This is a genomic window from Microbacterium sp. J1-1, assembly GCF_024498615.1.
GTDB lineage: Bacteria > Actinomycetota > Actinomycetes > Actinomycetales > Microbacteriaceae > Microbacterium > Microbacterium aurugineum.
The window spans coordinates 3,061,488-3,084,543 of the sequence record NZ_CP089590.1 but is presented as its reverse complement, the minus strand read 5'-3'; the positions used below and the strand labels follow the sequence as shown (position 1 = coordinate 3,084,543).

The 23,056-nt window shown below is 63.1% G+C and carries 26 protein-coding genes; 8 read left to right on the top strand and 18 right to left on the bottom strand.

Annotated elements, in window-relative coordinates; translation table 11 throughout:
• Nucleotides 1–79 precede the first annotated feature (79 nt).
• Complete coding sequence (locus LRQ07_RS15005; RefSeq protein WP_165875432.1) at nt 80–1,054, bottom strand: hypothetical protein; 975 nt, start codon at nt 1,052–1,054, stop codon at nt 80–82.
• A gap of 78 nt (nt 1,055–1,132) precedes the next feature.
• Nucleotides 1,133–1,351 carry a hypothetical protein gene (locus tag LRQ07_RS15000; RefSeq protein ID WP_131492250.1) on the bottom strand — a complete coding sequence of 73 codons (219 nt, stop codon included), beginning with the start codon at nt 1,349–1,351 and terminating at the stop codon, nt 1,133–1,135.
• A 755-nt stretch (nt 1,352–2,106) separates the two neighbouring features.
• Between LRQ07_RS15000 and LRQ07_RS14995 the strand changes: the two genes are divergently transcribed.
• The 4 genes from LRQ07_RS14995 (at nt 2,107) to LRQ07_RS14980 (ending at nt 5,500) form a co-directional block, all read left to right on the top strand.
• Nucleotides 2,107–3,341, top strand: a protein-coding gene (locus tag LRQ07_RS14995) for an IS3 family transposase (protein WP_256534569.1) whose coding sequence is annotated in 2 segments (ribosomal slippage) — nt 2,107–2,416 and nt 2,416–3,341 — 1,236 coding nt in all. Because the reading frame shifts where the segments join, the coding sequence is not laid out codon by codon here.
• A gap of 190 nt (nt 3,342–3,531) precedes the next feature.
• Nucleotides 3,532–4,713 carry a hypothetical protein gene (locus LRQ07_RS14990; protein WP_131492251.1) on the top strand — a complete coding sequence of 394 codons (1,182 nt, stop codon included), beginning with the start codon at nt 3,532–3,534 and terminating at the stop codon, nt 4,711–4,713.
• A 365-nt stretch (nt 4,714–5,078) separates the two neighbouring features.
• Entirely contained in the window at nt 5,079–5,318 is a 240-nt protein-coding gene (locus LRQ07_RS14985; RefSeq protein ID WP_131492252.1) for a hypothetical protein, read from the top strand.
• Entirely contained in the window at nt 5,318–5,500 is a 183-nt protein-coding gene (locus LRQ07_RS14980) for a DUF4314 domain-containing protein (protein WP_131492253.1), read from the top strand. Before LRQ07_RS14985 ends, LRQ07_RS14980 begins: the two co-directional genes overlap by 1 nt.
• 145 nt (nt 5,501–5,645) lie before the next feature.
• On the opposite strand, the gene LRQ07_RS14975 is transcribed toward LRQ07_RS14980, so the two are convergent.
• Together LRQ07_RS14975 and LRQ07_RS14970 are read right to left on the bottom strand one after the other, a co-directional pair.
• On the bottom strand, nt 5,646–6,008 hold the full coding sequence (locus LRQ07_RS14975; protein WP_131492254.1) for a hypothetical protein: 363 nt from the start codon (nt 6,006–6,008) through the stop codon (nt 5,646–5,648).
• A 543-nt stretch (nt 6,009–6,551) separates the two neighbouring features.
• Nucleotides 6,552–7,016 (bottom strand): hypothetical protein, encoded by a 465-nt coding sequence (locus LRQ07_RS14970; RefSeq protein ID WP_131492255.1) that lies wholly within the window; start codon nt 7,014–7,016, stop codon nt 6,552–6,554.
• 843 nt (nt 7,017–7,859) lie between these two features.
• On the opposite strand from LRQ07_RS14970, the gene LRQ07_RS14965 reads away from it, so the two are divergent.
• Nucleotides 7,860–9,188, top strand: a complete 1,329-nt coding sequence (locus LRQ07_RS14965; protein WP_131492256.1) for a hypothetical protein — start codon at nt 7,860–7,862, stop codon at nt 9,186–9,188.
• 523 nt (nt 9,189–9,711) lie between these two features.
• Entirely contained in the window at nt 9,712–10,617 is a 906-nt protein-coding gene (locus LRQ07_RS14960) for a hypothetical protein (RefSeq protein ID WP_131492257.1), read from the top strand.
• 87 nt (nt 10,618–10,704) lie between these two features.
• On the opposite strand, the gene LRQ07_RS14955 is transcribed toward LRQ07_RS14960, so the two are convergent.
• The 4 genes from LRQ07_RS14955 to LRQ07_RS14940 all read right to left on the bottom strand — a co-directional run bounded on the left by LRQ07_RS14955 (nt 10,705) and on the right by LRQ07_RS14940 (nt 14,227).
• Nucleotides 10,705–11,079 (bottom strand): hypothetical protein, encoded by a 375-nt coding sequence (locus LRQ07_RS14955; RefSeq protein ID WP_131492258.1) that lies wholly within the window; start codon nt 11,077–11,079, stop codon nt 10,705–10,707.
• Nucleotides 11,080–11,204: 125 nt separating this feature from the next.
• The gene (locus LRQ07_RS14950; protein WP_131492259.1) at nt 11,205–12,017 is read right to left on the bottom strand and encodes a GIY-YIG nuclease family protein; all 813 of its coding nucleotides are present in this window, start codon (nt 12,015–12,017) and stop codon (nt 11,205–11,207) included.
• Nucleotides 12,018–12,145: 128 nt separating this feature from the next.
• Nucleotides 12,146–12,682, bottom strand: a complete 537-nt coding sequence (locus LRQ07_RS14945) for a DUF5067 domain-containing protein (protein WP_131492260.1) — start codon at nt 12,680–12,682, stop codon at nt 12,146–12,148.
• Nucleotides 12,683–13,441: 759 nt separating this feature from the next.
• Nucleotides 13,442–14,227: a CPBP family intramembrane glutamic endopeptidase gene (locus tag LRQ07_RS14940; protein WP_240740501.1), complete on the bottom strand. Its 786-nt coding sequence runs from the start codon at nt 14,225–14,227 to the stop codon at nt 13,442–13,444.
• 241 nt (nt 14,228–14,468) lie between these two features.
• Between LRQ07_RS14940 and LRQ07_RS14935 the strand changes: the two genes are divergently transcribed.
• Both LRQ07_RS14935 and LRQ07_RS14930 read left to right on the top strand, forming a co-directional pair.
• Nucleotides 14,469–14,954: a hypothetical protein gene (locus tag LRQ07_RS14935; RefSeq protein WP_205802329.1), complete on the top strand. Its 486-nt coding sequence runs from the start codon at nt 14,469–14,471 to the stop codon at nt 14,952–14,954.
• Between the two features lie 178 nt (nt 14,955–15,132).
• A complete protein-coding gene (locus LRQ07_RS14930; RefSeq protein ID WP_131492261.1) occupies nt 15,133–15,555 on the top strand; it encodes a hypothetical protein in 423 nt (140 codons plus the stop codon).
• Nucleotides 15,556–15,750: 195 nt separating this feature from the next.
• Here the strand turns inward: LRQ07_RS14930 and LRQ07_RS14925 are convergent, their stop codons facing one another.
• The 10 genes from LRQ07_RS14925 to LRQ07_RS14880 form a co-directional block, all read right to left on the bottom strand.
• Complete coding sequence (locus LRQ07_RS14925; protein ID WP_131492262.1) at nt 15,751–16,869, bottom strand: hypothetical protein; 1,119 nt, start codon at nt 16,867–16,869, stop codon at nt 15,751–15,753.
• A complete protein-coding gene (locus tag LRQ07_RS14920) occupies nt 16,851–17,456 on the bottom strand; it encodes a GIY-YIG nuclease family protein (RefSeq protein ID WP_131492263.1) in 606 nt (201 codons plus the stop codon). Before LRQ07_RS14920 ends, LRQ07_RS14925 begins: the two co-directional genes overlap by 19 nt.
• Nucleotides 17,453–17,650: a hypothetical protein gene (locus tag LRQ07_RS14915; protein ID WP_131492264.1), complete on the bottom strand. Its 198-nt coding sequence runs from the start codon at nt 17,648–17,650 to the stop codon at nt 17,453–17,455. The genes LRQ07_RS14920 and LRQ07_RS14915 overlap by 4 nt, the downstream gene beginning before the upstream one ends.
• A 121-nt stretch (nt 17,651–17,771) precedes the next feature.
• Complete coding sequence (locus LRQ07_RS14910) at nt 17,772–19,202, bottom strand: type II toxin-antitoxin system HipA family toxin (protein WP_131492265.1); 1,431 nt, start codon at nt 19,200–19,202, stop codon at nt 17,772–17,774.
• Nucleotides 19,202–19,456: a helix-turn-helix transcriptional regulator gene (locus LRQ07_RS14905; RefSeq protein ID WP_240740502.1), complete on the bottom strand. Its 255-nt coding sequence runs from the start codon at nt 19,454–19,456 to the stop codon at nt 19,202–19,204. Before LRQ07_RS14905 ends, LRQ07_RS14910 begins: the two co-directional genes overlap by 1 nt.
• 575 nt (nt 19,457–20,031) lie before the next feature.
• On the bottom strand, nt 20,032–20,481 hold the full coding sequence (locus LRQ07_RS14900; protein ID WP_131492267.1) for a hypothetical protein: 450 nt from the start codon (nt 20,479–20,481) through the stop codon (nt 20,032–20,034).
• Nucleotides 20,478–20,777, bottom strand: a complete 300-nt coding sequence (locus LRQ07_RS14895; RefSeq protein ID WP_131492268.1) for a hypothetical protein — start codon at nt 20,775–20,777, stop codon at nt 20,478–20,480. The genes LRQ07_RS14900 and LRQ07_RS14895 overlap by 4 nt, the downstream gene beginning before the upstream one ends.
• 21 nt (nt 20,778–20,798) lie before the next feature.
• Complete coding sequence (locus LRQ07_RS14890) at nt 20,799–21,500, bottom strand: hypothetical protein (protein ID WP_131492269.1); 702 nt, start codon at nt 21,498–21,500, stop codon at nt 20,799–20,801.
• Complete coding sequence (locus LRQ07_RS14885) at nt 21,497–22,207, bottom strand: hypothetical protein (RefSeq protein WP_131492270.1); 711 nt, start codon at nt 22,205–22,207, stop codon at nt 21,497–21,499. The genes LRQ07_RS14890 and LRQ07_RS14885 overlap by 4 nt, the downstream gene beginning before the upstream one ends.
• Before the next feature lie 90 nt (nt 22,208–22,297).
• Nucleotides 22,298–22,606, bottom strand: a complete 309-nt coding sequence (locus tag LRQ07_RS14880) for a helix-turn-helix domain-containing protein (RefSeq protein WP_131492271.1) — start codon at nt 22,604–22,606, stop codon at nt 22,298–22,300.
• Nucleotides 22,607–23,056: the final 450 nt, after the last annotated feature.

Genomic DNA, 23,056 nt, shown 5'->3' with positions numbered 1-23,056 from the left:
GGTGATGAAAGCGAAAGGGAGCTTTCATGACCCCGGCTGATCACCCGGAGGAGTGCCATCGAGAACACAAGAATAGATATCACACGGGACCAAGTCCGAGCTTCTTGCGCACTCCGGTCTGATGGGCGATCGATCCGAAGAGCGATGCAAATACCGATGCGAAAAGGCCAAGAACCTCCATGGGCGAGTTGAGCCGAGCCGCGTAGCCCGGGAGCATGTAGTTCGATCGTGCCGTGCGGTTCTTCGGCGCATCGAACAGCCTCCCAGGTCTGAGCTCCGACCAGCCAGCGAATCTAGCGCCGAGCTTAAAGAGCCTGGCGGCCTCATCGAACGCCGCAGCTAGGAGCGTGCGACGCGCAGGGACCGACTTCCTAGCCCAGCGCTTTGCTGGCATGTAGGCGAGCTGCCGATAGCTCGGCATCTTGGCGACCTGCTGCTGGAACACCCCATCGGCATCCATCCGCGCGCAGGCTTCGAGTTCCGCCGCGTCCCGCATGTCCTCGTATCGGTGTCCCAGCTCCTCGTGGGCCGCATCCCGGTAGCGCTTCGCATCCTTGTCGGCGCTTGTAGCGAGCTGTTCCAGAGTGTCGGTAGAAGTGGCGGGATTGCGAGCGACCAACAGCCGCACGTTCCAGTCGGGAGAGTGCGCGAGCTGGGATAGGATCCCGGGATCCTTGCTTCCCTCAGCCAGGGCGTAGTTCTTGGCATTGGTGAAGCGCGAGGTTGGCTTCGCCCTTGGCGGCTGAGCTGGCTGGCTACCCATTTCCTCAGCTGAAGGCTCGGGAGCGTCGTGGTCGATCTCTTCGGCTTCGATCTCTTGTATGGCCGCGACTGCCTCACGCCATCTCGCCGCCTCCTTCGGAGTGAGCTTCGCTCCGTCCTCGCGGAAGGTTCTAGTTCGAGCGTCAGATCCCACCGAGAAGATCCCGCCGATGATGGGACTAATAGAGAGCACCTGGCTATGGCCGCCGGTCGAAAGATCTGCACCACCCTCCCTGGCGATGTCGAGGACGGTAGTGTGCGCATCACCATAGGGGCAGCTCGTTGTGGCCATACACCGCGCGAATCTACCGCGAACGGGGCTGTAGTGGAGGCGAGTGCCTAGAGTCGTAGATTCCATGATTGTTGCTCCTTAGAACTTGAAAGGTGAGACGCCGGTCCGTGCCCATTCGTCGAGCATGGGGAGGTCGTCTTTGTTGAAAGTGGGAATCGCGCCGCCTTCTTGCAGAAGCCGATGGCGCAGCGCGATACCGGCTTCGAATGATTCGACGTGGCGATTTGCGAGCAGTCCACACGCCTCTGGTTGGGGGCAGAGAACGGGTGCGTCCGCATGATAGGCGAGGTGATACATGGCTCTCCTTGGGTAGTTGGGCGGTTATGGCAGAAAGCCATATCGACCATTGGCGCAGTTAGACCTCAGACAGAGCGCAGAACGTCGAGGACTCGTTGCGCTTCGGCCTCATCGTCGTAGCGGGTCATCCCAGCGAGGCAGTAGCTGCAGGGCTGCCAACAGGGATCAGGTCGCTCGAAGATAGGCAGCGCGTGATAGCTGACCCACTCACCGAGGGGTTGCTTCGATTCCATGGTCATCACCTCGCCAGCCGGATATCAGGGCAGCGCGAATGACCATTGGCGCAGTTAGAGCACCTGCCCGCTTTGCACCTGCTGCCGATGGGCTGAGTGCTTCCATCAACTTCTGTTGACTCCTGCTCAGGTCGACGCAGGACAGCAAAACCAAAAAAGATAGCCGGAGCTATCCCGCTGCGCTGCTCCCGCTTTGGGAACTCAGATTCTCGTTAGTCGGCTCATCGTCTGGAGCTGGGTAGGGCTGTTCGGTAAAGCTGTCAGTCCTTGATGGCAGGCTTTCAGCATCCAACTGCTGGCAGTTTGGTTCTCGTCCAGGGAGAAGGGATAGCAGTGGTGCGACACCGATGCGCAGTGCATCCGGCGTATGGCTACCTGGGCGGGTCGGCAGGTAGGCAGGATCCAACTGATGCAGCAGTTTGGTTCTCGTCCAGGGAGAAGGGTCAGCAGTGGTGGGCGCTTGACCCCTGATCTTGGACACGCTGATTCCAGCACGATGCTGGGGAAGCGAGAATCCAAGGGATGGCTAGGAAGAACTACACGGACGAGTTCCGGCAGCGCGCGGTGGACTTGTATGAGTCCACGCCGGGTTCGACGCTCAAGGGCATCGCCGGGGATCTCGGGATCTCTCGGGGTGCGCTGAAAGAGTGGGTCGACAAGTTCGGCTCCGGGGTCACGGTTGCTGCTGCGTCGCCGCCGGGGGCGACGGGGCGACCGGAGTCGCAGGCGGCGAAGGTCCTCCGGTTGGAGGCCGACCTCGCGGCCTTGCAGGCCGAGGCCCGCAAGCTCGAGACGGAGCGGGACATCCTCCGTCAGGCGGCGAAGTATTTCGCCGGGGAGACGAACTGGTGAACCGCTTCCAGTTTGTTGAGGATCACAAGGACGCCTACGGCGTGAAGCGGTTGTGTGAGGTCGTCGAGGTCGCCCGCTCGTCGTTCTACGCCTGGCTGGACTCCGCCGGGCGGCGAGCCGCGAAGGCGACAGACGACGCGGTGTTGGCGGCGCGGATCCGGGTGCTCCAAGACCCCGCTCAGGGTGGCGACCGCGCCTACGGGGCGCCCAGGATCACTGCCGACCTCAACGACGGTGTGCCCGTGGCGGAGCGGGTGAATCACAAGCGCGTCGCGCGGGTAATGCGTGAGCACCGTCTCGCGGGGATCCGGTTGCGACGACGGGTGAAGACCACGATCCCGGACCAGTCCGCCAGGCGCTTCCCCGACCTGATCGGACGGGACTTCTCCGTCGGCGACCCCGGCCGCCGCTACGTGGGCGACATCACCTACCTGCCTATCGCCGACGGCACGAACCTCTACCTCGCGTCCTGCATCGATCTCGGCTCCCGGAAGCTCGCGGGCTGGCAAGTCGCCGACCACATGCGCACCGAACTCGTCGAAGACGCCCTCCGTGCCGCGCACGGCGACCGCGGGTCGCTGGTCGGCGCGATCTTCCACTCCGACCACGGCAGCGTCTACACCTCGAAGGCCTACGCCGCGCTCTGCGAGCAGCTGGGCGTGACCCAGTCCACAGGCGCGGTCGGCACGAGTGCCGACAACTCACTCGCGGAAAGCTTCAACGCCACGCTCAAGCGCGAACTCCTCGCCGGCCGGTCAGCGTTCCCGGACCAGGCCACCGCCTACCGGGCCGTGTTCCGGTGGGCGAACCGCTACAACACTCGCCGGCGCCACTCCGCGATCGGCAACATCAGCCCGAACGCCTACGAAGCCGCACGCTCCGCTACGCTCGCGGAAGCGGCATAATCGAACCGACACCGTGTCCACGATCAAGGGCCAAGGCCCGCAGCACGCGAAAGCGCGTTCGCGCCCCCTGCGACACCCCCTGCGATATGTGCTCCTGACCGGAAGCCAAGTCGCGAAACGGTCAAGGATTGTGCCTCCTAAGCCCAGGAGAACAGATCTAAGCGACTAACTCACCAGGGAGACGGGAACTATGACTAACAAACCAGCAACGCCTTACAGCGACGAGCAGAGCTACGACGATGAAGCTCCTGTCATGGACTTCTTCGAAGAAGAGAGCTACGAGGACGAGGAGGTGGAGATCTCAGCGCCTACTCAGACCGCAAAGCGTGCCACCATTGGCGCAGTTAGAACCACCGAGAACGACGCTCGACAGCCAATGAAGACGACCGCGAGCCAGCGAGAACCAGCCGCTACGAAGTATGGGAGGAAGGTTTTCACCGACAAGGATCGGCTTGGCCTCTGGTTCCTTCTGAAGTTCCCACTCGCCACTTCCAAACAGCTCGGCATCGTCTGGAAGATCAAGAGGAACAGTGCTCACAAACGGCTGTTGGCGTTGCGAGAGCTTGGTCTCGTCGGCTCAGAGGAAGTCATTGGAATGACTCAGCTCTGGTTCACGACTAAGAAGGGGAAGGATTTACTCGCCTTCTACGGCACTGAAGACGAGCGAATCTCGCGGCTCTACAAGCTGGGAAGCCTGAACCTAGGCAAGCTCGCGCATCGTCTCGCGACCACCCAGGTTGCAGCTCAGCTCGTCGCCGGCGCGTCAGCAATCGCGAAGACGACAGAGATTGCACTCCCTACCGGCCTCGATCTCATGCCGCTTCTCATCCCCGAGCAATACATGAACAGCACCTATGGGACGATGGCGAGCCGCTTCGATGAGACGTCCGGCCGAACAGTCGTGGACGCGCAGCAAGCCTGGAGGACTCAGGAACGTGTCGCGCAGGAAGTCGAGTCCGGCAGGCTACCGGTCTCGCAAGCTCTCGCTCAGAACCCCGGGCTCTGGACCCTTACTACCGACTACGCGAGCCGCAGCTACGCCAATCAGAACCACCCGTTTGACCTCGTTGTCGACTTGGAAGCACACAGACAGACTCTCGACGCTCCCGTGTCTATCGGTATTGAGATAGAGCTAACGCCGAAAGATCCGGTCGACCTACTGCGCATCGTCCACACGATGGTGCGCCAACGCGAGCGAGGGTCCGTGCCCGTCGTCCGTCGAGTCATCTATGTCAGCCATGTGGAGCGAATCTTTAAGGCGGTCAAGGAACTGCGGGACAGACTGGGTGGGCATGCGCGGTATTTGCTCGGAGCGACCCGGCTCAATGACGCAGAGGGTGAGAGATACACCGGGGAGGCCTGGCGCTTCTAGCCCACGTTCGACAGAGAACGGCGGAGGGGACTACCACCCCTTCCGCCGTTTTTCTGTTGGTAGCCACTCGTCATGTTTCGCCAGGAATAGACGACTCTCGCATCATGACCACAAAAGGGCCCAATCTTCGAATGGTTGGAGCTAACGGCAGAAAGCGCACGCTGGAGGCGCGGTTAGATCGACGCTCTAGGCTGCGCGCTCAGAACAGCATTTCGTGCCCCAGCAAATGGTCGGCAGGAACCGCTTTCGAGGGGTGGAAGGAACACGCTAAGAAATGGACACGCCGAAAGAGTTGACAGACCTAGGAATCCATTTACATTTGTGCCATCCAAACCGAACGCCACTCCTCGAAAGGCTCGATCATCATGGCAAACGCAACCACCACCCCCAACGCTCCCAAGGTTCCCGCGTTCGACCGCTCCAGCGTGACGCGCACCTTCGCTCGCCTCAAGCACGAGGTCAGTGGCCTGGTCGATGACGCCGGACGCCAGCGCCCGTTCTACGCCGCCAGCAAGGAGGAGGCAATCGCCAAGCGCGACGCTGCGATCAAGGTTCTCTCCGAGCTGGCCGACCGGATCGACCTTCTCAAGAAGGAAGGCAACTGATGCTCGGTCCCGGCTCTCGGGTTCGACTCATCGAGAGCCGGGACCCCATCAGCCCGATCCCCACAGGCACCGAGGGAAGCGTCGATCTCATCGATGATCTCGGAACCATCTTCGTGGACTGGGACAACGGTCGGAGCCTGGGGGTGATCCCCGGCGAGGATCGGTTCGAAAGGATCCAGTGATCTGCGGCTGACTCCCCTCAGCGGCTCGCGGATCTCTGACGCCACTGGGGAGGCACAGATCCGCCCGGCAAACGAAGCAGCGCCCGGCACTCGATTGAGTGCCGGGCGCTTGCCTGTTCGGGAATCTACATCGCAGGCTTCGTCATCATGCTGTCTCTGCGAACTGGGGAATGAGAGTGAAGATTTCGCGCGGACCATCCGCGCTGCTGGAGCCAGAGATGAACCGCAGATCGCCGGAGGCTTCGAACCATTCGCGAACACGATCGCCGAAGTCAACGGTGTCGTCCTCCAGGCTGATGAGCTCTGTGCCTCTGTTGCCGAAGCCGTATTCGCGCATACGCTCGACCTCTGCATCATCCATGAGCACGTAGATCTTGTGGCTTCCATCCCAGCAGATTCCAGCGGATTCAGCCAAAGCTGAGTCAACAGAATCCCATAGGTCTCGATTCGCGACGCGCCCTGCGTCAACGGGGAGGCCGGTCTTGTGATCGAAAATCATCTCGGACATAGTGAACTGCTTTCTACCCGTTTCAATGGGTCATTGTTGATGAGTGGCTCGGTTGAGCCGATTCTGTGGGTCGGTCGGATCGCGCGCTCCGCCGAGGTCTGGGGAAATAGAGCGCGATGCTCTATTTGGGTGATGCACTCTCGATTCAGTTTTCACTATTCAGAAGCGCTGCCTTGGATCTTTGTTTCCTCCCCGCGGCGGCTTGTGTTAATAACCATATGAGGCGCCAAATAGGGTGCGCAAGCCACTCTTGGCGACCAAATAGTCGCACGGGGATTAGGCTCGTTTTGCCGCTGAATCATTGGGGTCGTCCAACGAATCCGCAAAAACTTTAAAAAAACCGTCTTTCTCGGACGTCCATCCCGGGCGTGTCGCCACAGGCTGGCCGTAGGAGGCGATCTAAGCGCCTCGGGGAGTCCCGATGGCGTCATTGCGCGTCTCGGAGGCTCCTGGCTCAGGTGCGGGCAGCCACGATAAAGGCCGGGGCGTCCATGCCCCGGCCTCATGTGGTTGGTGCTGGCTCTTAGGCCAGTCGGTGGTTTGCTAGAGCTTTCTGTTCCAGTCCTCGAGCACGAAATCAGAGCAACCTGGACGCGACTCCTTCTCGTAGCAGTAGGAGAAAATGAAGTCAGACTTGATGTCCTCCGTGCTTATCGATTCAACATCGAGGAGTCCCCAGTCTGCGTCGTCCCGATGGGCGAAGGCTCCTGCGTAGAGATCTTGGACTCCTGTGCAAGCGTCATAGACGGGATCGATCAGGGCCGTGAACTGTGCCTCCTCGTCAGCCAACATTGCGTCCAAGGTTGCCTGCTCTTCGTCTGAGACAGCGCCATCCGCGTAAATTGCGTCATACTCTGCGCCGAAGAGTGGATGAGTGGCGTAGTGCTGGTTCATTGCGATGCTGGAAGCGGCGAAGGCGGCATCACAGGCGGGGCTTGCCTCTTCGGAAACTGGCTCGCGTTCCAGATTCACAATGACTATGATTCCCCCGACGACGGCCACCGCCACGAAGAGAGCGATGATTCCGCCCCAGCCCGACTTCTTGGGCTTGGACGCCGGAACTTGGCCATGCGCGCTCGTCGCCGGGGCTGCCTGTGGAATCGGTTGAGCTGCAGGACGCTCGCTATATGGTCGCTCGGTGGACACTAAATCGTCTCCACTACAGCAGTCAGCGAGTATCCGTGAATAAGACCGCTGCCGCTGATCGACACGATGCGGCACGGAGGGAACGACTCAAGCCGAGAGCGCAGCAGCTGGGCGGCTGCGTCCTCAGTGCTCTGCCCCGATGAAAGCTTGTAGGGGCCGTTGATGACGACGACGCTTTGTTGGGGTATCAGCGGCACGGTTCACGCTCCTTGAATGAGATCCTCTCCATCTAACACCAGCACAAAATCGGCACGGGTATGTGACCTGAACGACGTCAGGCTGGTCGTAGCTGTCCGCCTGACGAAGTCGCAGCGCGAAACCGAATGATGACACCAGAGATCGATAGTCGACGCTCAGATCGCGAGCTATGACCTCGATACGTTCGTGAGTTGACCGGGTGAGTTGACCGCGAAAGTCAAGCGATGCGACGAGCCGCGAGAAATCAAACTCTCAGAAAGAATGGTTCAAATCCCACCGTCACCGCCACCACGAAGGCCCCGACTCCCTTGGAAACAGTGGGATACGGGGCCTTCTTCTGGTCTGGAGCGGCGGTTGCGGTAACGCAGCGGTAACGGTCTTGCAGTTCGACCAGAAGTCAGAAGCCGGCGGCTGTCGAGCCTCCTGGTCAGGTGCAGGTTCTGGAACGTCACAGGTTCGTTGGGTCGGGCACCACGTCTCGCATCCGCCCCTCGACAGGAGGCCTCGATGAACGATGTCGCCGAGAAATTGCAGACTGCGTTGGCCGCGGTCCGGACATCGACAGATTCCGCACTAGCTGGATGGGCCTGGGCGGAACCAAGTTATCGTGCATCTCCCGTACGAGCTTTCTTGGGGGAGAGTGCTCCGCTCACTATCGCCGATGAAGGCATGCCCGCGATGGAAAGCGCGATGGGGACGCTCCTGAGAGATCAGCGAGTGACGAGAAACTGGCGCGAAGAAGATCTCTGGACCGCGGTCTTGTCCTTGCTCGCGGCCGCATCAGTGGGTCATGCGCCCGATTTCGCTGAGGCGGTCGAGCGAATCGTAAAGCCCCGCCCAGTTCGCATTGCTGCCGCGCTGGCCAATGTGGCCTGGACGAGCGAGCCAAGCGCGTTCGGAAGCCTAGCCATAGCAAAGGTTCAGGACGAGGCGGGTGCGCGCCAGTTAGCGGCTTCCCTGAGCCTCACAGACTCCGCCGAAACAGCATTCGTTTCTTATGCTCAACAGCTGCTCCGAGAGTTTGGCGACTTCGTTTTGGCGACATCCACCACTCCTCGACAGGGTCAACTCGCGATGGAGGACTTCGAACGAACGCTTGAAGACCTCATTGGGCTCTCGTTGATGTTGTCGGGTGACCTTGCCGACTACGGGATCTTCTCACTTCGGGGAGCGACAAATAGGCCGGGAATTCGCGGCACCACTCTGGACCGCTCTGCTGTAAGCACGTTGCTGGCGACCAGCGGTGCCGGTGAACTCGCCGACCGAGTTCTTACGATCACCGGATGGAGCGCCGGCAACAATTTCCGATGGCATAGCGCAGATCCGTTACCCCTGGACCGCATCCTCTCAGCTGACCGGTGTTCCCGCATTGGAGATCTATTGGTTGCGCCGGACGCGATCGCACAAAGGCTGCGTGTGGCTGGGCGCTGGTACGCTCGTGCGTTCTGGGCCGAGGCGCAGGACGACGCGGCCCTCGCAGTGAGCGTCGCCTTGGATTCGATGCTCACGGGGAAAGACGCGGTGCCTGGAGCAGTTAGTAAAGGCCGGTTCGCGCTGCTCGAACGTGACCCAGCTGCTCGAGCTGCTCGGTTTGATCGCTACGAAGAGGTATATCGTGTTCGATCGGCGGTCGCACACGGTGGGGACGCGAGTCGCGGACTTGCGCGAATCGGTGGTGCGCGATCGATTCTTGAAGATGCCCAGTGGGTCGCGATGCAGCTGCTGGAACTACGAGAAATTTCAGCACCGGATGACGACAAACAGTTCCGTGAACTCTGGTCCGCCATACAGTGGGGAACTGTCAGTTGGGCCCACCCGCCTAGCAGTTCCATCTAGTAGCCGCGCTTGAGGAAGAACGGACGCCGATAGTTCGGATAACTGTGAATATCGACGGTTAGAAACACGCCCCGTGAAGTGAGATGAGGCTGAGCACGAGCTTAACGCGTCATGCGCTCGATTACGAGTGAATCTGTCGTTTCTGCTCGTTTCTGGACACCAGCCGGACCGGAGGCTCGCCCGGCTGTAGATGCCGGCGTCGCAGCACTACTCGTGAGGATGGCGCATAGGTCGACCGTCGCCGAGACGCCTCGGAGCACCATGTTGGGTCCCGTCTCGGCTTCCAGGGAGATCGAAGCCGTACCGGCGGTTGAGAGAACCACACGTCCGCTTTGCAGCACGCGGTCCACGAGACTGCCGAGACGCGTGTAACGACGCCCCTCGAATCGCTCCGCATCGTTGCCGCGCGCGGTGTGGATGAACAGCAGGTCGGAGTCCGGGTCGGAGTGGGGGATCACCAGGCGCGCGAACGCAGCGTCCTCGCCGAGGTGCGGGTGTCTGGCTGGCCGATAGAATTCGGCTCATGAACGAGCCATCCGAGGCGGACGCACAGGTCCCTGCGCGGAACCGCAAGCGGAATCTGATCATCGGGGCAGTAGCGGTCGTCGTCCTTATCGCCGCCGGGATCACGACGGGGGTGGTGGTGTCGGATGCGAACGCTCGAGCGGAAGCCCAAGCTCAGGCTGAAGCGCAGGCGGAGGCCGATCGTGTTCAGGAGGAGAAGGATCTCGCGGAGGCGCTCGAGGACGCGCAGACAGCGCTCGACGCCGGTGAATCTCGGTACAGCGAGTCTGAGTCCTACGGCGATGTGGCGAAGCGGGAGGAGCTTCGTGCAGAGCTTGATGCTCTCGCAGAGCTTCTCGATTCATCGAAGCCGTCAACGGGCGACCTTAAGGAGGCTGCGACGTCGGTCGACGTCGCAGTTCTGTTGGTTGGCTCGAAGGAGCAGCGTGATGCGGAGCTGGCCGCCGCGGCCGATCAGGCGCTCGATGACCAGTACGACACTCTGGCAGCGTCGCTCGAGGGGAACCGGATGATCCCGCCGTACGACGGTCGCGAGTACTGCGAGTACCTGCACGAGTTCTACACCCCGGACAACGTCTACCCGTTGCTGTGGGGCGACCAGACCGAGTCCCGTCAGATCGACATCGCCGCGGTGCGCGTCTACTGCCCGGAGTTCGCGCCGAAGATGGATATGGTGCTCACCGGCTTCTACGATGGCGACCATGTCGTCGGCCAGACCATTCAGCCCGGGACGTACCGCACAGCTGCGGGCGTGAAGGACTGCTACTGGGAGCGCAACAACGGCTCCGGCGACATCCTCGACAACAACTTCGTCGGCGCAGCCCACAACGGTGTGACCGTGACCGTGAACGCCGGCGAGGGCTTCACGACGAGCGGTTGTGGCCTGTGGGTGCCGGCGGGCTGACCTGAGAGTATGGATCTCACGGGTCATGATCTGTCCGCTCGGCGGATCAGGCTCGGGCGGCATGTCAAGTGGCGGGATGTGCCCCAACTACCGAGCGGCCTTACGCTCCTTGCGAAGAGCCTTCTTGTCATCCTTCGAAGCCCAGCCGAGCAGCTTCTTGTACTCCTGTGCCGAGCCATGGCAGACCGCGGACTTGCCGTCGCGAAACTTGATCTCGAAGAGGATCGTCGCCTGCCCCGGGTTACCGAAACTCGTCACGGTGAGATCGGCGAGCGTCTTTCCCACCTCGAAGAGCGCCGACGTTGCCGTGACGCTGTTGAGGAACCGATCCGACTTCATCTCGATCGACTCCACGGTTTGACGACTGATCGACCATCGTTTCATGCCCCATCGCGTCGAGATCTCACGCGACATCACCTGATAGTCCTTCTTCAGAGGAAGATCCCCAGCTACCACCTGCATGCGATCAGCATAGGGGTGTCTCGGCTATGGAGCGTGGTGCCGGTGCTCAGTCGCACGCCATGCCCCGATGTTCCCGAAGGAGATCCGGCCGGCGTCGGTGATCTCCAGTGCGCGGAGAGAGCGTGTCAGACGCGGTTGAGTCCGTGGTTGATACTGTCCAGCGCCCGCTTGAAGTGACTCTCAGCGGCGTTGATATCCCGAAGTGGCGTTGAGGGATCGAAGACCCGCAGTAGCGAGTATCGGAAGGTCGACGGATCCCGCCCCTTGAGCGCCACGTTACCTCCGTGCCCGTTGGCGGCATAGGTGCGCCAGCGCTGCAGGATGTTCTCGGCCCCGTCGGCCTTGCCTACGTAGTGGCGACCGTCGCGGGTGTCAGTGATCAGATAGATCCCGACAACCGACGAGAGCGCTGTCTGCCAGGCGGCGTAGCGACGCTCCTTCACGACCGCCTTCAGCACGTCATACGAGACGACCAGTTGATCGAATCCCGGGAATCGCGGAGGCTGAGCATCGGCGACCTCGAGCACCGGGTACGTCGCGGCGGTCGGGCCGTAGACGCGCCACACCCGTCCTGCCTTCCAGCCGATCACGAGTCGGCCGAGCAGGTCATGGAGGTGATCGGTCTCGACGAGGTCGAACTCACGGAGCTCACCGTCGTTCGAGAGCTCTCCCCGGTTCTCGACGACGCGCCAGAGGCGCCCACGATCGCCGCCCTCCGGCATGAAAACGATCCAGAATCGCGCCGGGGTGACGGGGAAGATCTGCGACTTCGCAGACTGGCGGCGTGTGTACGCGAGGATGTCGTCGTCCGTCGAGCCTGCGTGCACGCCAGCAAGGCGGCTCGACGCAGGCTCCGCGTTGTAGGCATGCCGGATGACCAACACGTCCTGGATGGACAGCGACTCCGAGTCGAGGATCGTTCCGAGCATCAACGGCATGGGACTGAGACTATCGACCAAGAGGATGCGCGACGTCGGCGAGGGTGAACTGCTCGCGAGACCGGAGGCTTCGACTCCAACGGCCCCCAGCGAAGTCGCCAGGGGCCGTTTGAGTCATCCTCAGCAGATCACTGGAGGGTGAACGTCGCGCGCCCGATCTCGGTCATGCCGAGGTCGTTGGAGGCGACCAGCTCGACGGGGGTGGTCTCGTCGTCCAGCTCGTAGGCGACGGCGTTGGCGACCGTGCCGCCGTTCTTGATGTCCTGAAGCTGCGAGTCGAGGAACTGAGCGTCCGGGAGGGAGGCGACGTTGAGCTCGTTCACAGCGTTCGGGTCGTTGTCCTGAATCGCAGTGAAAGTGCCGACCCAGGCGGTCGTCGGATCGATCGCGTCGTCGGAGGTGTTCGTGACCTCGTACCAGAACGCGATGACGGGCTTCTCGCCGTACTCGTTCCCGGGCTGGCCGACCGCGATCTTCTTCGTGTCGGTGATGGTGACCGTGTACTCAGGCAGGGTCAGCACGTTGTCGGCGAACGATGCATCGCTGCTCGCCTCCTCGACGGTGGCCGTGTCCTCGGAGACAGCCGTGGTGGTCTCCGGCTTCGGCTCGGTGGCCGGAGCCGAGCATCCGCTGAGCAGCAGGGCGACGACCCCAAGAGCGAGCATGGCAGAGTTGTTTGTCGATAGGCGCATGAGCGCATCCCCCAAGAGCGTGTGTGAACGCCGACGATAAGTCAGCGAACCTCAAGCTAGCGCCTCACGGTCACCGCACAGCCCGCTGAAAGAACTGGACGAGGCGATCGTTATCAGCCCGTCATCGGATGGCGCGCTAGCAGGTTTGCACTGGTGAGCGAGCAGTTGCTCGGCGTCCATTCTAGGTGTGTCCGGGTGTGCAAGTCGCAGGAGTCCGCCGACCCTTCACTGGATGCCGGCCGGTACGGAGGCTCGCCCCGCTGTAGATGCCGGCGTCGCAGCACTACTCTCGGCATTGCAGAGACGCCTCAAGGAGTGGAGCACGTGATGAGCGATCCGAAGCTGGGCCCGGAAACGGAAGCGGCGATTGAGCGAGCACTCGACTCCGCACAACTTCGTGGAGGTGACGCGACGTCGACCGCCTCGGTGATTCATCACGAGCCAGGTGAGTCAGCGGTGGACGATGGCGCAGCGGGGGACGGCGACTAGCGGATCAGCCCCGTAGTCATACCGACATCTCGGTCTTGTGCTCAGAAGGGTCCACAGGGGATCCCGATGGGGTCAGAGGGCGGTAGGGGCTGCCTGTTGCTCTGATTCTGGGGACGAGGCTGGGGAGGCCTCACGCGGGATGCCCCATTGGCGGTGCCCCTCCGTCGCACACGCGGCATCCCGCACACCAGGCACGGCGATCGCGCTTTCAGCGCAGCCAGGCTCCTCGGATCATGCCAGGCGCTACGCGGTCGGCGCAGCGGGGACGTTCTTCTTGGCGCCGCGGATGGCGAAGGCGACGAAGATGACCCCAAGGATGCCGACTGTGGGTTCAATAACGTTCGCGACGTAGACGATATCGCTCGGTGTCCCCACTCCCGCGGCGAAGACGGAGAAGTCCCACAGTCCGTGCAGGAGCATCGCCCACAACAGCGAGCCCGTGACGCGGCGCAGGATGTAGAAGACCGTACCCGCAAGGAAAGCCGTGAGCACCTGCGACGCGGTTCCAGCGACAGGGGCGCCGAGGGCGATGTTCACCAGGTGGCTGAGACCGAACAGAAGGGAGGTGAGGAACCAGACCCAGCCCTCGCCGAGACGACTCCGGAACCCGACCACGAGAAGGCCGCGGTTGACGATCTCTTCGGTGAATCCGACGAGCGCGAGAGTCAGCGAGGCCGCGAGAAACGCGCCACTGTATGCCGACCAGTCGGTTCCTGCGAGGTTCATGATGGCCGCGATGGTCATCAGGATCGGAATGAAAAGCAGCCACCGGTGGCGGCTTCGCGTCTGCTCGACCATCACGGGGCGCCACCAGCCCAGCAGGCTCGTGGTGATCGCCAGCAAGATGGACGCGATGATCAGCGACAGACCGGCGCCGGAGAAGAGGTTGCCCGCGCTGTCGCCCCAGCTGTCGTAGGGAACACCGCCGAGAGACTGGATCGCGAAGACGAGGATCAGATATCCGGCCCAGATGGCCAGCCCGATCCACGCGCGCGGGCGCACCCGCAGGCCATCAGTTGTCGAATCCATCGCTCTGCTCCCTACCTCGGGCGGGCACGCCTTCTTCGGATCACGGCATCCATTCCTGGAACTCTCGCCCCAACGCTGAGGGGTGACAGTTAGTCCACGCCGGATTCTCGCCACGTGAGTGATGATGACCGTCCGGTAACGATGACCATCAGCGCCTTTCGCGTCTCGCACTGCGACCCGAAGGTGTCAGTAGGCGCTGATACGGTCAGCGTCGACATCAACCTGCTCGGAGAGGCACCCCTTGAACATCACAGCACCCAAGCTCGGCGCGACCATCGCAGTTCTCGCACTCCTCGGCATCAGCGCCGTGGGGTGCTCGTCGCCGGAGTCGTCCGGCTCGTCCTCGAACGAGGGTTCGAAGCCGGGAACCGAGCAGGTCCAGGAGGAGGAAGCTCCGGAGCCGGTGAGCCTGGAAGGCTCCTGGAAGCAGAACAACTCCAACTCCGAGGACGCCTGGCAGCAGGCCACGATCACCGGCGACACGATCGAGGTCTACTGGGTCGCAGACGGCGGCGACACGAAGTCCCTGTACTGGGCCGGCACCGTCGCGGTCCCCGCAGAGGGTGACTCGTTCACCTTCGACTCGACCAACGACACGACCAAGACCGAGTCCTCGATCATGGCTTCCAGCGACGCGACCAAGACGTTCACGTACGAGAACAACGAGCTCAGCTACGAGGTCACCGCGATGGGCACGACGATGACGGTGCGCCTAAGCCGCGAGTGATCTCTGCGCCTTGACGTAACACGGCCCCCGCGCGCTCGGAGAGAGTGGTGGGGGCTGTGTCGCGCCGGCTGTGGATGTAGAGGTGCTCAAAGTGCCGGCAAGTGGGTACGCGAGTTTGCTCCAGGCGAGGGATGGAATGCAATCGGACTTCGAGCGTGTCCAGCGCTACGATCAGGGTGTGAAACGCACGATGACGCTGCTGGGTCTGCTTGCACTTGTCCTCACCGGCTGCGCCTCACCCGCCCCCATCGAAACTCCGGCGTTTGAAATACCGAAAGGTTTCGACTTCGAGAACCTTTACACGTCTGGGATCTGGGTCAGTACCCCTGAGCACGGCGGTAGCGAGTGCGGAGAAGGTGCACTCTTTGATTGCTGGAACGTCGTGATCCAGGCGAATGAACGGTGCGAAGGCTACTTCGAGATCTCGATGCGCGAACTAAATGCCTCTGGTGGCGCGCTCTCGAGCTACATCGAGTACGCGAAAGCGAGAGTCGCTGCAGATCAGCGTCAGAGCTTCTCCTGGGACTCGCAGTGGTGGGCCGAAGAAGTCATCGACACAATCGAAGTCGAGAACGTAAAGTGCGTCGACGTGAACTTGTGAGCGATGATGTTGCGGTTCACAGCGTGCGGCGCAACGATACGTGACGAAACGCCCCTCACTCCGCGACGCCTTCGTTCTCGCTGATGCCGAGTTCGAGACGAACAATGCAGGCGTTCCCGCAGGCATCCGAACTGATCAGTGTTGTACCAGCAGACGCGGATGGTGCTGACTCGGATGGCTGACGCCGATGCGTGGCTAGGTCTGTGAGTCTGTCGGCTGCGCCGCGAAGTCCCGGCGCTTCATCAGTGCATCTACACCGAGAATGTCGGCGAGCTTTGCGACGTCGCGGCCGCCAGGGACGCGGTTGAGCATGTACTCGGGCGGGAACTTTTCGAGCAGCGGGTTCTCCCCGGCGAACGAGCGGGTCGTCTTCAGAGAGAAGATGCGAGTGGTGTCGAGCGCGCGGAAACTGTCGATCGAGATGATCGAGGTCTGAGGGTTTCCCCAAATGAGCCGGTCGAGGGACTTGGTGCCGGTCCAGTGTTGCTTGATGCGCTTCTGGATGCCGACCGAGGCGTCCGTGGCGCCGACGTAGGCCTGGCGGGACTCGTCGAGCACCATGATGTAGAGCCCAGCGACACCGTCCCATTTCGTGAGGTCGGTGACTTCGACCATGCGGCGCTGGCTCTTCACAGCGCGCTGCAGCGCGGCGTCGAACGCAGCGTGGTTGAGGGAGGCGAAGTGCGCCATGTTGAGGTCATAGTTCGCCAGCGCCTGGATCTGCATCTCCTCGCACCAGGCGTCCGTGTAGACCCGGTGCTCGGCGTCCTCGTATCGGTAGCCGACTGAGTCCCACAAATCCGGGTCCATCTCGCGATGCCAGCGCGGCAGGGACGAGCGCCTGTTGATCCGGGCGTAGGTGTCGCGCGTCATCCGCAGGCTCAGCCCGCGAGTTGCACGGATGGGGATACCGAAGTGCACCGCGGACTCGGACGTGGACGCGCTGGATCGCCGGCGGCCGCGGGGCGGGATCTTGACCGAGACTCCCCAGACCTTCCTGGCGAGATACGTCTGCCAGCGGTGCCAGATGAGCGTGTGCCCGCCGTCCACGAGCGCCTGCAGGCTCGCGTTGGCGTCGGCGCCGATCTCGACGTTGAAGATGCGAGACGGGTCGAACTCGTGATGCTCACCCTCGGGGATCCGCCCGAGGGTGTCCAGCTCCCACGGGTCGGCATCGATCACCAGGAAGCCTGTGTCGGTCAGCTCGCGACGCAACTGGGCTGCGTCCTGTGTCGTTGGCGCCCACACGAGGGTCTCGCGCGGGGTGCTGGTGACCTCGAGTTCCATCGGCGCTGTCAGCTCGCAGGGCGCCATGCGGCGGCCTCGGCGGCCATCTTTGCGCGCGCGCGGCTCAGTCGTGCGAGCTTGCCGGGGTTCTTGTCCAGGTTGATCGGCGGGGCGAAGTGCATGATGACGGCGGTCTCGACCTCGCCGAGCGGCACGGTCATGCCGGCTGGTGTCGGCCAGACGGCCAGTTGGAGGCGTGCGTGCATCCACTCGTTCAGGCGGGCGTCTCCACCCTCGGCGAGGGCGTAGTTCGCGAAGCGCTCGGGGCGCGCGAGGTTACGAGGTACGGCATGCAGGTCGAGCCCATCGCGCAGGAGAGCAGCGAAGGATCGCCGGACGGTCGAGCCGCCGGTGCGGGGCTTGGACCTCGGGTTGATGGCGAAGTGGCCGTTCAGGTCGCGGGAGACCAGGCTCGCCTCCGCCTTGCCGACGTAGAGAGGCACAGCGGGTGTCGGCTCGAGCTGCAGATCTCGCCAAGCCTGGTCGTCGCCGTAGATCGCGTACAGGCCCGGGCGCGACGGCACGTGTGCTGCAGCGTCCGTGATCGCCCAACGCTCTCCGGTGAGCGCTGCGACGGCGGCCGTGGCAAGATCCCGTACGGCGCCAGCGCTCACGCGGACTTCCTGCTGAAGTGCGCGCGCACATCGTCGACCTGCTCCGGGGTCAGCTCCCAGCGTTGGTTCTTGAGGTGGTCGGGGTAGCGCTCGCGCAGGTAGCGACGCACGGTGATCCCGGGCCGGTCTCCGTCGTTATGGCCGAGTTCTCGGCCGAGCTCGGCCGGAGTGATGACGTCGTGGGAAGAGGTCATGAGGTCATCATGCACGATGCCCTCGGTGACCGCATTCCCACGGATCTGAGACTGAAGGTCACGGAGCAGCGCTATCCATTCCGCACGGATCGTCCTAGCGTCCGCCTGTGGGCCAGATTCATTACCGCGACCGATACCGCCCGGTGACCCATCGACCGTTCTGCCAGCTGCCTGGGATCCACGTCCTCCCGATGTCCAACTGGCCGATCGCATGAGAGCCCACGAATCGGGGAAGCGCCTTGAGCCCGATGTCCGCGTCACTCATGCGGATCACGAACTCGCTGGCGAACCGGTCGATGCGCCCGGGCATGGCCCGGAGCAGGTCGGTGACCATCTCACCGGGCGTTTCCGCTATCGCCGATTCGAAAGCATCAGGCACCTGCTCCGCCATCTCCTTGAGCATCGCGAAAAACATCCCGCGGGGCACGCCGAGGACGTCCGCTGCGCGGGCGAGGTTGCGCCCGCTGATCTGACGGTATGGCCGCTCTTTGCCGTATTTCACAGCGGCAGCGGATTTGAACCAGACGCGGTCTTCGGGCCAGAGGCCGTGGGCGGAGATGAGATCATAGGCCGGCGCGAGACGGGTACTTCCGCTCACGTGCAGCAGGCTGTGATTCTTCGCATGTGCATCCACACCGGCGGTCAGAAGGTTGAAGACGAACAGCTGCGTGAGGGCCACACCATCGCGTACCCAGTACGCAGGCGATGACTCCCGCGACACGAGGGCCTCCATGTCAGCCATTGTCGGCCCACCGTCCTGCTCATACTTGCGTGAGGGGAGGACGCTGAGCGCCTGACAGAAGTCTTCTTGGTGGAATCGGCGGACGCTGCCGTCCTCTCGGACCTGACGGTCGTATCTCGTCGTGACGAAGGCTCTGATCCCATCGAATTCGAGGAGCTCGACCTTGGCCGTGCGAACGCCCATGGCGCGCGCGGCACGCATCGTCACGAACTCGACCGCTTGAACGTGGTCGTCGGTGTGACCGGTGGCGAGCACCATCCCAGGCTTGACGATGTGAGTGCTCGGCGCGCGCCCGTTCGGCTCGAACCATTTGCCGTCGATACGTGCCAGGGCGAACTTGCCCTGATTGCCGCCGAGCGAGAAGCGGCTCGCGTCGTCATCTCGGTCATCCACCCAGTGCTCGGGGTCGGCGAGGATGTCGCGCACCCGACGGGCGATGTCCCTCTCGGTCATCTCGGACAGCTCTCCCGCTTCTGCGGGCACCACATCTTCCGGGACGATCTGAACGGAGCCAGGTGCGTCTTCGCCCATGTGAGCAAGGAGGGTGAATGGGTCGGTGCGTCGCTCGCCGAATTTCGCGGCCCATCGGCTGCGGACTTCCTCGGCGTCGGGAAGCAGATTCGACAGCCACGGCATGACGACGTCGGGTCCGTGACCCAGCACGCTCTTGGGCATACTCGCCGATAGAGGAGTCGCTTCGGCGTCCCCGCGGTACTGGTCGTCGTAAAGGAACTCAACCAGGTCCTGTTCCCCGCGCATGAGCTTGCCGGCGAAGCGACCATCGAGCCAGACGTCGAGTGCGTCAGTCATTACAGATCCTCGAAGAGCTGATCGAGGTCGCCGGAGGGCTGGTCCAGCTCGAGCGAGACCGTGTACTCAAGGGCTGCGGCTACAGACACGGCGGCGCTGAGCGAGGGATCGACCTTGCCGTTCTCGAGGTCATGCACCCAACGGCGGCTCTTGCCGACCGCCTGGGCGAGTTCATCCTGGGTGATGTTCCTGGCTAGTCTGGTTCTCCGGACGAACTGCGCGAAGGCCCGTACGGAGGGCATCAGGGTTCCCATGTCTCTCCTTGAGTGAAGAATACTTCTCATCGACTTCTATGAGAAGTATACTGCACAACTCTCGAAAAGAGAAGTATTCTGCACATGCCTATGCTCAGGCGGGGCGGGGGCATCGGCCCGGAGCCTAGCCTGAGGACTACTTCTCGGGCACCGTGGGGTCGTCCGGGATCGCGACGCCCAGAACCTTGCATGTCTTCTTGAGGTCCAGATCGACCATCACGAACTGCAGGCGCTCTGCCTCGGACGTATCCGCCAGCCATGCGACCTCAAGTCGTACCGGTGCTGGGTGTGGGGCAACGCGGTCGAGGTCGCGGATACCTACGGCTCAGGCTAGCCGAGCGATCGCGGCTGATACTCTCATCGCAATAACCACGCGGCAGCGGGACGGGCCGAGGCCAAGCGAATAGAAGGCTCAAGGGAGCCGGGATCAGCATCCGGGTAGCCGAGGAGAAAGCTGAGGACGCCAGGCGCGCGGGACGAGCGCGCGGTCAGCGGCGAGGCGGTTGATCCTCGGCCGACGGCGCCGCTGAAGAAGAAGTTTCGCCGCGAGCGCCGCGAGCTGCAGTAGGCGGATCTCAGCGGTACTGCCGCGCCTGCGCAGCGAGAATCGACTGCCGCGTCGCGTCATCGAGTCCAGCGACGACGACTTCGATGCCGGCGTCCCGGATAGCCGCAGTCAGCCAAGCACCGGGACGACGCAGGTAGCCGGCTGCCGTCTCGTCGGCCACGGCGAGGATGAGCCGGGTCGCGCCGCGCTTCCGACCGGCCCAGGCGAGCTTGAAAGCGTCGGTGGCGAGCTTGCGGGGTTGGGCGCCCTTGAGCGCGCCGATGCGGGCGTAGGCCTCCACCAGCACGGTACGGTCCGAGCTTGCACCGTCGATCTCCACATGCGCGTCGTCGATCGCGATCCTGGCGGGTGCGAGCGCGACCCCCAGCTGCTCGGCGACGGCCGCGACGATGGCGCGCTCTGCAGCGCGTTGCTCGGCCGAGTCGGAGGCATGCGGGGCGGTGGGCGAACCGGTCATTCAGCAGCCACCAGGTCCGCGCATCCGATGGCGAACTTCGACGTGTAGTCGACGTGCCCGCAGGCTCTGGTCTCGGCCGCCTCGAGGGCGTCGACCGAGACGGGCGGCTTGCCTGCCGCGGAGCGGAGAGCGTTCACGGCCGTGAGCATCTGCGCGCGCTCGTACATGACCCACCCGAGCTCAGTGCTGCCGTTCTCGAGCTGGACGAACTCCTGACGCTGCGAACGCTCTTCCTGAGCACGGGTGAGCGTCGCACGAAGGGATTCGAGGTCCTGAGACCAGGTGCGAGTGGACACGATGTCTCCCTCCTTGGGGGTCTACGCCAGGCCGAGGCCGAGGGTCTTCGCGAACGCCTCGAGCGTCACGGTGAGTCCGGGCGAGCTGAGTTCGATGTCCGCGGTCGGGCTCACCGGCAGGGCGTCCTCTGCGCGCTCCCACAGCGCCACTGCACGAGTCTCGGGGAGCTGCGGACGCTGCGCGATGGTGCGGGGGCGGTAGAAGACGCCGTCGACGTCGGGATAGGTCTGGTGGATGGCGCGGGCCCATGGGCGGGACAGTGCCCGGTCTCCGGTGTTGATCTGGTCGTTCCCGCCGGCGTCCGTGGCCCAAGTGCTGTCGACGAGGTCCAGGAGTGTGATGTCTCGGGTGGACGCGAACAGCACGAACCGCGGCTGCGAACCCCCAGCTGCACCGTCGCCGCGCTCTATGACACCTCGGTCGCTGAAGCACTCGGACAGGCAGACGAACAGGACGCTCTGAGTTGCTGTCGCCGGCGGAACCGCGATCTGGGGCGTGACGTAGGTCACGGCGTGGTCGGGATGATGGCCTGCGGGATCGGGGTGGTGATCGAATCGGCTCCCCGTGGGCCCGAAGTGGCGGAGCTCGTGCCACCGAGACGGGTGAGCGCCGCCTGCGTCGTAGATGCGGCCGAAGATCGTGCCGGCCGGCAGCGTGCGGACAGCGCTCTGGGGGAGCGGATGCGGGAACTTCAATGCGTCGGGGGCAGGAAGCGCACTCATCGGATCGAGAACGCCTGCTCGGCCAGCGCCGCGACGGGTTCTGCGGGCTTGCCGGCGGCGAGCCACTGGGCAGGAGTCAGCTCGCCGTCTCCCAGGTCGGGGTGAGCGTGGGTGAGGAAGTACTCCACGGCCACGGGGTTCGCACCTTCGGGCAGCGCTCGGCTCACCGTTCCCCAGCCGGGAAGCTCACCGTGGTCGGTGAACTGGAAGCTCGGGAACCGCAGGCCGCGGCCAGGGCCCGGGATCGCGAAGAGAGTCCCATCGCCGTGGCGCTGGCGCACGCGGCTTGTCGTGACGCGGAGCAGACGAGCGACCTCATCGGTCGTCAGGGCCTCTGCGAGGATGTCCTGCTGACGCAGCGCCGTGCGCACGCTCGGGCGCTCTTCGATGCGCAGCGCATTCTGAGGCTCGACGAGCGAGCCGGCTGCGCGCAGTGCGTCCAGCTCAGCCTCCGTCAGCGACGAGTGCCCAGGCTCTTCCTCATGCCGGAGCGCCTTGTTCACGCCCTTCAAGATGGTGACCAAATGCGTGTGACGGAGACTGGAACCCAGCACATTCAGCTCGTGCGCGAGTTCTTCGGCGTCGTGACTCGTGAGAGCAATACCACGGTCGAACACGATGGTGATCTCTCGGATTTCGTCCGATCGTGTGGCCGGGAGATGCGCACGTCGATCGCTGCGGAGGGGATGGGCAGTTGCGTTCGACATCTTCAGCTCCTAACGCTTACTAACGAGTATAGCTTGCGCAAGTATCAATTGGGCGGCGATCTCCGCTTCGGGCCTGAACGAGTCACCCGCTCATGGTTTGGCGCGGCGCAGCATCTCTTCTGCCAACTCGACATCGCTGTAGTCGGCCAGGGTGTGTGCGACGACCGACACATCCTCGGAGAGGTCCTCAGCGGTGAGGTATCCGGCCGCGACGAGACCTTCGAGTGGGCTCCGTCCGAAGGTGCGCGCGATGTGGGCAGCCTCTCGAGGTGTCGGTGGCCGCTCGCCCCGGCGCCAGTAGCTGACCTTGGAGCCTGAGACGCCCAGACGCTGCGCGATCGATGAGCCAGTGGCGTGCTCGGTGATCCCGTTGAAGTAGGTCGACCAACTGTGAGCCATTGAACTATTCAATCAGTCGCTACATACCCGGCAGGCGAGCGTGCTTCGATGGGGGAATGGAAGGCGGCAGTGCCGGCGGCGATATCGACGAGCAATACAGGACGTGTCCGGAGTGCGGACGTGACTGCGAGCCGGTTTCGCTCGAGACCAACAAGGGCATGCGGATCTCGTTCACCTGCCCGCTGCACGGAGGTGGATGGGCAGCTGCTCGCCAGTCAGCTCAGAAGGCAGACGAGGGGCGGGCGTACCGTTTTTCTGTTGCAAATTCGGTACGCTAGTAGCTCCTGCTTTCGCCTGGTCAGACGCTATTTATCTCGGTCCGCTCGACCCATCGGCGTACCGTTTTTCGAGAGCTCAGGGGCAGAAACGGTACGGGCGGAATGGTGGATTTTCCTTGATTTCTCAACGAAATAGAGAGAGATGAAGCGGGAATGTACCGGATGTACCGCG